The sequence below is a fragment of the Halalkalibacter kiskunsagensis genome, from assembly GCF_037027555.1.
GTDB classification, from domain to species: domain Bacteria; phylum Bacillota; class Bacilli; order Bacillales; family Bacillaceae_D; genus Halalkalibacter; species Halalkalibacter kiskunsagensis.
This window is the reverse complement of the sequence record NZ_JAXBLX010000024.1, coordinates 70,077-78,258: the sequence shown is the minus strand read 5'-3', so window position 1 is coordinate 78,258 and position 8,182 is coordinate 70,077. Positions and strand designations below refer to the sequence as shown.

8 protein-coding genes are annotated in these 8,182 nt (G+C 34.6%); 6 read left to right on the top strand and 2 right to left on the bottom strand.

All coding sequences use genetic code 11. The features are described from left to right. Positions 1 to 306 precede the first annotated feature (306 nt). A complete protein-coding gene (locus SLH51_RS14915) occupies positions 307 to 1,281 on the top strand; it encodes a bile acid:sodium symporter family protein (RefSeq protein WP_335962138.1) in 975 nt (324 codons plus the stop codon). Positions 1,282 to 1,449: 168 nt separating this feature from the next. Then, positions 1,450 to 1,659, top strand: coding sequence for a hypothetical protein (locus SLH51_RS14910; protein WP_335962137.1), 210 nt, complete (start codon positions 1,450 to 1,452; stop codon positions 1,657 to 1,659). 96 nt (positions 1,660 to 1,755) lie between these two features. On the opposite strand, the gene SLH51_RS14905 is transcribed toward SLH51_RS14910, so the two are convergent. After that, positions 1,756 to 1,935 (bottom strand): H-type small acid-soluble spore protein, encoded by a 180-nt coding sequence (locus SLH51_RS14905; protein ID WP_335962136.1) that lies wholly within the window; start codon positions 1,933 to 1,935, stop codon positions 1,756 to 1,758. A gap of 326 nt (positions 1,936 to 2,261) precedes the next feature. Here SLH51_RS14905 and SLH51_RS14900 point away from each other — a divergent pair, with 326 nt between their 5' ends. From SLH51_RS14900 to SLH51_RS14895, 3 genes are all read left to right on the top strand, one after another. Beyond that, entirely contained in the window at positions 2,262 to 2,981 is a 720-nt protein-coding gene (locus tag SLH51_RS14900) for a YebC/PmpR family DNA-binding transcriptional regulator (protein WP_335962134.1), read from the top strand. 259 nt (positions 2,982 to 3,240) lie between these two features. Continuing rightward, positions 3,241 to 3,324: a putative holin-like toxin gene (locus SLH51_RS24480; protein WP_390183890.1), complete on the top strand. Its 84-nt coding sequence runs from the start codon at positions 3,241 to 3,243 to the stop codon at positions 3,322 to 3,324. Positions 3,325 to 4,023: 699 nt separating this feature from the next. Next, positions 4,024 to 5,667: a putative polysaccharide biosynthesis protein gene (locus tag SLH51_RS14895; protein ID WP_335962132.1), complete on the top strand. Its 1,644-nt coding sequence runs from the start codon at positions 4,024 to 4,026 to the stop codon at positions 5,665 to 5,667. Positions 5,668 to 5,901: 234 nt separating this feature from the next. On the opposite strand, the gene SLH51_RS14890 is transcribed toward SLH51_RS14895, so the two are convergent. Then, on the bottom strand, positions 5,902 to 6,861 hold the full coding sequence (locus SLH51_RS14890; protein WP_335962131.1) for a calcium/sodium antiporter: 960 nt from the start codon (positions 6,859 to 6,861) through the stop codon (positions 5,902 to 5,904). A 389-nt stretch (positions 6,862 to 7,250) separates the two neighbouring features. Between SLH51_RS14890 and SLH51_RS14885 the strand changes: the two genes are divergently transcribed. Continuing rightward, entirely contained in the window at positions 7,251 to 7,898 is a 648-nt protein-coding gene (locus SLH51_RS14885) for a phosphatase PAP2 family protein (RefSeq protein ID WP_335962130.1), read from the top strand. Positions 7,899 to 8,182 lie beyond the last annotated feature (284 nt).

Sequence of the window (8,182 nt, the reverse complement as noted above, 5' to 3'; positions counted from 1 at the left end):
TTCTTTGCACAAAATAACTTTATTGAACATTTTGAGTATTTTTAATAGTTAGTCTAATTTAATGCAACACTAGTGTATTACTGTATCTGTTGAAGAACACAGCATAATAGTAAAGTAACGAAATCTAGATGCAAGAGGCTGACTAACGTAAGATATTTCCTTTTATACTTGTAAAGGATTACTTATAAGTCAGTCTCTTTTTCATTCAGGTGATCTAAAAAGTTAATTAATATATATGTTAGAAATGTTACTATATATAAAATAATAAGAAAATTTTAAATAGAAGTTGTATTTGGGGGTTTTAGTTTGAACGCAGTAAGTGTATTAAGTCAATTTGTTAGTAAGTATTTTGCAGTATTTGTTATTTGCATTAGTGTACTTGCATTTCTGTCTCCAGAAACATTTACATGGATTGCACCGCATATTACGTTATTGCTTGGTATTATTATGTTTGGAATGGGGCTAACACTTAAATTGTCCGATTTTACGATTGTAGCAAAAAAACCTGTGCCTGTTGTGATTGGTGTTATTGCTCAGTTTGTGATTATGCCACTTGTTGCATTTGGGCTTGCACACGCTCTAAATCTACCTCCGGAGCTTGCAGCTGGACTAGTATTAGTAGGTGCTTGTCCAGGGGGAACAGCATCAAATGTGATGGTGTATTTAGCAAAAGGGGATGTTCCAGTATCAGTAGCAATGACTTCCATATCTACATTGCTTGCCCCGTTATTAACTCCATTTATCTTATTAATGCTTGCAGGCCAATGGTTGCCGGTTGATGCAAGTGCAATGTTTGTTTCGATAATAAAAGTGATTATCATTCCGATTGCCATTGGAATTATCATTAGAAAACTATTACCTACTGTTGTTGATAAAGGAACAACCGTATTGCCGCTTATTTCAATTGTAGCTATCTTAGCGATTGTATCTGCTGTTGTTGGCGCCAATAAGGGCAATATTGCTTCAACTGGATTATTATTATTTGTAGCTGTTATGTTACATAATCTATTTGGCTTATTTCTTGGGTACGTCACGGCTAAATTAGTTGGACTTGACGAAGCAAAACGCAGAGCCATATCAATTGAAGTGGGAATGCAAAATTCAGGTCTTGGAGCTTCATTAGCAACGGTCCATTTCTCACCATTAGCGGCTCTTCCAAGTGCACTTTTTTCCGTGTGGCATAACATCTCAGGACCCGCACTTGTGACATTATGGTCTCGAATAGATGCTAAACGAGTAAAAACAGAAGTGCAAGATGGCAAAAGCTCTACTCATTTATGATCAAAAATTACCTAAATAAGGTAAAGTAGAAACGCTTAGGGAAATTTTCAACTCTAGGCGTTTTTCTTTTCATTCTTTAGGTAAGTTGCTGAAACTTCCTTAGTTAATTATTTTGTTGATATGAATGAAATCGAAAATTAAACAAAGCCTATTAATGAGGTGATTTAAATGAAAAAAGACTTTAAAAGTCAATTTCCTATGCCAACAGAAGCAAATACAGGTGGTGAAATGGGTGTGCGAACAGAATTAGACCCAAAAAACCCTTCGAGTACAGTTGATCGTTATGCAGGTGACTCGGTAGATCAACATAAGGAATTAGAAAGAGCTAATGAACATTTTGCTGATGAGGAAATATCTCAAATAATTGATAACTCTTGAGAATGCGGACCGCTTCAAGCGGTCTTTTGCGTTTAAAGAAGTTGTCTCACTAAGGCTAACTGTAATATACCCATATGAAACAACTTCTTTTGCATTTTAATGCTCTACAAGGCTTGAAATATTAACTTCCTTTTCATCTTGCGGGTCAGAGAGCGGAAAGATCCTTGCTATATCGTGTTCCTCGCTCACAGATTGAATATAAACGGGAGTGTCTTGATAGGTTACATTTGCCATGACTGGTGATGTGGCTATTTCTTGTGCTCTTTGTTTGATCATTAGTAAACCTCCATTAATGAATTTCAAGTTTACTTTACACAAAAAGTGATATTCATATTCATTAGCTCGGTATGATTATACGAGGTAATGGTACATGTATAATTTCATATACCGTATTCAATACAAAAAATACATTCGATAAACAGTTATTAGACAAGAAAACGTCTTAATTGTCATTCTTGATGTATAATAAACAAGAGAATAATGCTATCAATCTGATTTTTATTTGAGGAACTTGCAACTGTTTAGTTCATTTTATGTTGAAGAAAGTACCTATTCATATTATCATTTTGATATACATACAAAATTGAAAGTGAGTGTTCATTATGGGGCGTAAATGGAATAACATTAAAGAAAAGAAAGCTTCAAAAGATGCAAATACAAGTCGTATATATGCAAAATTTGGACGCGAAATTTATGTAGCTGCCAGGCAAGGTGAGCCTGATCCCGAATCAAATCGAGCTTTAAAGGTCGTTCTTGAGCGTGCAAAAACGTATAGTGTACCAAAGGCAATAATTGACCGAGCAATAGAAAAAGCCAAAGGTGGTTCAGAAGAAAGCTATGATGAACTTCGATATGAAGGCTTTGGACCAAATGGATCAATGATTATTGTCGATGCATTGACAAATAACGTTAATCGTACTGCAGCTGAAGTACGTTCCGCGTTCAAAAAAAATAGTGGGAACATGGGTGTGAGTGGATCAGTAACTTTTATGTTTGATGCAACAGCTGTCATTGGTCTTGAGGGAATAAGCGCAGATGAAGTATTAGAGATTTTACTAGAAGTTGATGTAGATGTGCGCGACATAATTGAAGAAGATGAATCAACCATTGTTTATGCTGAGCCTGATCAGTTTCATGAAGTACAAGACGCATTTAAAAATGCAGATATTACGGAATTTACTATTGCTGAACTTACGATGCTTGCGCAAAATGATGTGTCACTACCAAAAGAAGACCAAGCACAATTTGAAAAATTAATTGATGCTTTAGAAGATTTAGAGGATGTACAGCAAGTCTACCATAATGTAGATTTCGGGGAATAAATACATGTTTGCAGGCCTTTATTATAACCAAGGCCTGCTTATTTTTATAAATTAATTAATGTTTGTAAGGTGCATGTGAACTTTCTGCTATATTCAAATTGAACACAAGTACAAAAATGTGACTTTCTATCTGTCCGAACATTCGTTTGTGTTTTTGATTAATTCTACTAATCTCTTATGATATAATAGAAGGGCAATAGAAAATAGCTTCTAAAAGGGTGGACGGTATATCATCCCCAGTTGAAAGGGGGTGAGGCCGATGACGGTATTTGAATCATTAATGCTAATGATTGCTTTTGCAACACTAGCTGTTGTAATACTAACGTCAAAGGATAAAAAATAATCCACCCTTGCTCTAGAGAAGCTGGGTGGATCAAGGTAAAATGTGTGATCTGCCGCCCCCTTTAAGGGCAGTTCTTTTGCAATAACCGATGGTGTTACCAGCACCGTCGATTTATTTATCCTATGCTTATATAAGTTAAGTATACGTTTTATTCATTTGTATTGCAATATAATTCAATGATGATTGTGCATGATATGACTTTCCATACTTAATCTTTTAAAAATAGGTACCTATTTTACGGTTTTATTATTGCGTGAAATATTCATTCAACTTTTATCCAAGTATGATGGTAGTAATGCTTCTAAATATTTCTCCGTATCGACTTTCTAGTTTATAATATATCTAAAAAGCCTTTACTCGGGGAAGCCTTGCCGCAGCCGGCGAAAAGCATACCCATGTTTTTCGTGTTAGGTAAGTATTGTTTACTAATAAAGGCTGAAGTGCATATTGGTCTGTGTCTAACCTTTTTATGGCTATTTCAGGTAAAACAGCCATACCGAACCCATATAAATATAATTAAAGAGGTCGTATCTTAAACGAAAGCCAATTGTAAACAACTTCGTTTATATTTGACTATTTTATTTTTCCTCAATTAGAAAGGTGTTGTCATTTCTAATTAACCTCCTATACTACTTATGCTATAATATGGAATCGTAACGGTAAAGGAAAATTGTGATAATTGATAAATGAGGGTAAAAGATGTCAGATTCTAAGCTTGTACGAGGAACCGCGTTGTTAACCGCCGCCACGTTCCTTTCTAGACTAATAGGGCTAATCTATGTAATTCCATTTACTGCAATTGTTGGCCAACTGGGGAATACGTTATATGGATATGGGTTCATTCCGTACAGTGTCATGTTAAGCATGGCTACGTTAGGAGTTCCTATGGCCGTATCAAAATTTGTTTCGAAATACCGAAATATAGGAGATCATAAAACAGGCTATCAACTATTAAAGTATGGAATGTTATTTATGTTCATTAATGGATTGATCGCCTTTTTTATTTTGTATTTTTCTGCTCCTACTATTTCAAATTGGATAATAGAAGACCCAGAAGCACTTGAAGGATACACAATGGAAGATATTATATTTACAATTCGGATGGTCAGTGTTGCTTTATTAATTGTACCGGTAATGGCCATTGTACGTGGTTATTTTCAAGGGCACCAATCGATGGGGCCAACCGCTGTGTCACAAGTCATTGAGCAAATCTTGAGAATTGCATTTATTTTATCAGCAACAATTGTAATCTATAATGTTATGGGTGGAGAGCTAGGAACTGCAGTTGGTTTCGCAACGTTAGGCGCCTTTGTTGGAGCGTTAGGTGGTATGGGTGTTTTACTTATTTATTGGATGAAACGACGTTCAATGATCATGAAAGAAATAAAAGAAAGCACAGTTATTCATTCAATTTCATTAAAAGAGATGTACAAAGAGGTCATCGGCTATGCGCTGCCTATCTCTTTTGTTGGTTTAGCCATTCCATTGTTTCAACTAATTGATATGTTTACTGTCAGCAATGCATTAACACAAAGTGGATTCATGTCACAAGACGAAGCCGATACATTTTTTGCTATTTTTACACAAACAGCTCATAAAGTTGTTTTGATCCCGATGACATTAGCGACTGCTTTCTCTATCACGTTAATTCCAACAATAACAAAATCGTTTGTAACAAGTGATCAAAAAGCACTTCAACAACAAATTACAAAAACGTTCAAAGTGATATTATTTTTTACGATTCCAGCTGTAGTTGGGCTTTCTATCTTATCTTATTCAGCCTTCGGGGCATTATTTAAATTAGATGATATCGATATGGGGGGCATGGTGTTACGATATTATGCGCCGATTGCGCTGTTTTTCTCATTGTTCTCTATTTCAAGTGCGATCTTACAAGGAATAAACAAACAAAAGTATGCTGTAAGGGCACTGGTCTGCGGACTACTCGTCAAATTCTCATTGAATTATTTCTTGCTTCATCAATTTGGGCCTCTAGGAGGAGTATTAGCAACGTACCTAGGATTTGGTGTTGCTATTGTTATAACTTTATTGGCAATCAGTAAATATGCAAATTATCAATATAGGCTATTGATTAAACAAACAAGGCTGATTCTGCTGTTTGTTGGAATTATGGGTGTTTATGTTGCAGTTGTCTCTAGTTATTTTCAACGATTGTTTCCTTTAGAAACATGGATGAATACAGTAATCGTGTTAATTGCAGGTGTTTCAGTAGGGGGAATCACCTACATACTATTCAGCGTACGTTTTGGATTAGTTCGTCAAATCCTTGGCGATCAATACAAGAATAGATTTGTAAAGTTAAAAAAACAAAAAGAAGGGTGAAGAATGAATATTGCTAGAAAAAGTTAATTGCTATACACACCATTTCTGCAGCTACATCATTCCCTGGTTCTTATCAAAGAAGAAAGGGAATGATGTAGCTGCTCTTTTTATCACTTTACTCGATAAATTATTGACTACTACTCTAGGCAACCAAACGACTTAAGTAACTTGTACCTATTAATCGTAAGAATTCCTTGCCAATTTCGTTTTCCATGTTGTAAATAAGTTGAATTATTAGTTTCTCATAATGATGTAAATGAGATATACCAAATATAAAATGGTTAATGCCATTCCTTCATATTTACCTACTTTATACTGAGTTCTAGAAAAGATAAATAAGAAAACAGTTAGGATAAGTAAGACAATGATATCGAAAAATAATTTATCATTGACAGGAAGGGGAGAAATGATCGAAGCTACTCCCAAAACAAATAGAATATTGAAAATTGAACTCCCGACGATGTTTCCTAAGGCGATCTCACTTTGCTTTTTCATTGCTGCTGTAATAGATGTGATCAATTCAGGTAATGAAGAACCAATCGCAACTATAGTTAACCCAACTAATGTTTCGCTCATACCAAATCGATAAGCAATTTCTGTACTATTTTCTACTACTAAGTAACCACCAAAGATAATAGCAGCCAACCCAGCAACAGTTATTAGAATATTCTTCCCCCAACTACCCGTCTGTTCAATATCTACTTCTTTCACTGTTGATGCTTCACGGCTATTTCTAGCAGCTTCAATTACATAATATAAAAAGATAGAAAAGAACAACAAGAAAATAATTCCATCACTTCTAGTAATCAAATTTTCATTTGTTATCCCAAGAAGTCTGTCACTAATTAATACGAGTAATGCAATTGTTGATAAAAAGGCAAAAGGGATTTCTTTTTTAATTGTCGGTCTTTCTACCTTTAACGGAAATATAAATGCGGTAATACCAACAACTAAAGAAATATTTAATATGTTACTTCCGACGATGTTTCCAATTGTAACATCAGCACTGCCCTCTAATGCAGCTATAATACTCACTGTTGCCTCTGGGGCCCCTGTTCCAAAGGCTACAATCGTAAGACCGACAATAAGTGGAGGAATGCGAAATAAACTTGCAATATTTGAGGAACCATCAATAAAATAGTCAGCTCCTTTAATTAATAAGGCAAACCCAACAAGTAATAAGAGATAAATCATACTTTCACTCCCTTTGTTTTCACATATAAGGTTTACATAAAAGGTGAATTTTAAACAGTCAGGGGCTTTAAAAAGTTATTATATAGCTAAACAACTATGTCCATTTAATTATTTACGAAATATGGAAATAATACTTGATAACTAATGACACTACTTTCACTTTATTTTTTAAACAAACGTTTGATTAAATTGTTCGTTCGAAAAACAACGTAGCGTTTTGTCGAAAGTCCACTCGACATATTGACTTTTTTGTTGGTTTATGCGCTTCCCCAGGAAATCAGTGTGATAGTAGATGAAAGATAAAGTGGGAAACCCTAGCTCTTTCATGTATAGAATAAATAATCCTTCTAAAAATACTTAGGTACCCAGAATTGGAAGGTGGGAAACATTTGAACAGACAATTGCTACTTAAATTAATACTGCTCGGTATAATTCCATTACTGGGTTTTATAGTCGTTACTTATTTTGTTGTGACAGAAAGAGTGCTACCATTTGATGAGAACATTATTAAAATTGTCCTTACTTTTGAACATCCCATTGTAACTAAAGGAATGCTAATGATGAGTTTTATCGGGAATACATGGCCAGTAATCATAATCTCATTCATTTTTATATTAATCATTTACAAAGTGTATCGTAAACGTCATGAAGTTACTTTGTTTATTTTCGTATTAATAGGCTCAACAGTGTTAAATCAATTATTAAAATATTGGCTTAAACGTGAGAGACCAGTGTTTGATCCGATTGTAACCGAATCAGGTTTTAGTTATCCTAGTGGTCATTCAATGGCCGCTCTTTCACTTTATGGCATTATTACCTTTTTATTTTGGCGCCATATTCCTACATCCTTAGGTCGTAAATTATTAATTGCTTTTACAGCCTTCATGATCTTATCAATTGGATTTAGTCGTATCTATCTCAGAGTTCATTTTCCAACTGATGTAATAGGTGCTTATTTATTAAGTGGATTTTGGTTATTTATAACGATTTGGTTTTATCAATATTTACAGGAGAAACAGTATAACGAGCAAAAGTAACCAAAAATAAACTGCAACAACAATGACCAAAATTGCAATTATATTAAGTTGAAAACCCGCACGAATCATATCTTTGTATCGAGATGTAAGTAGAGACAAATATAACAGCATTCGGAGGGGGTGATACTGGAAACATAAAAGCACATGTAGAAGAAAGGGCCACAGTTACCATTAATGCATAAGGATCAACACCGACACCTGTAGCAAACCCAAAGGAGATAGGGATAAACATATTTGCAATAACCGTATTCGATAAAATTTAAGTTAAAAACAAAAGGGAAGCA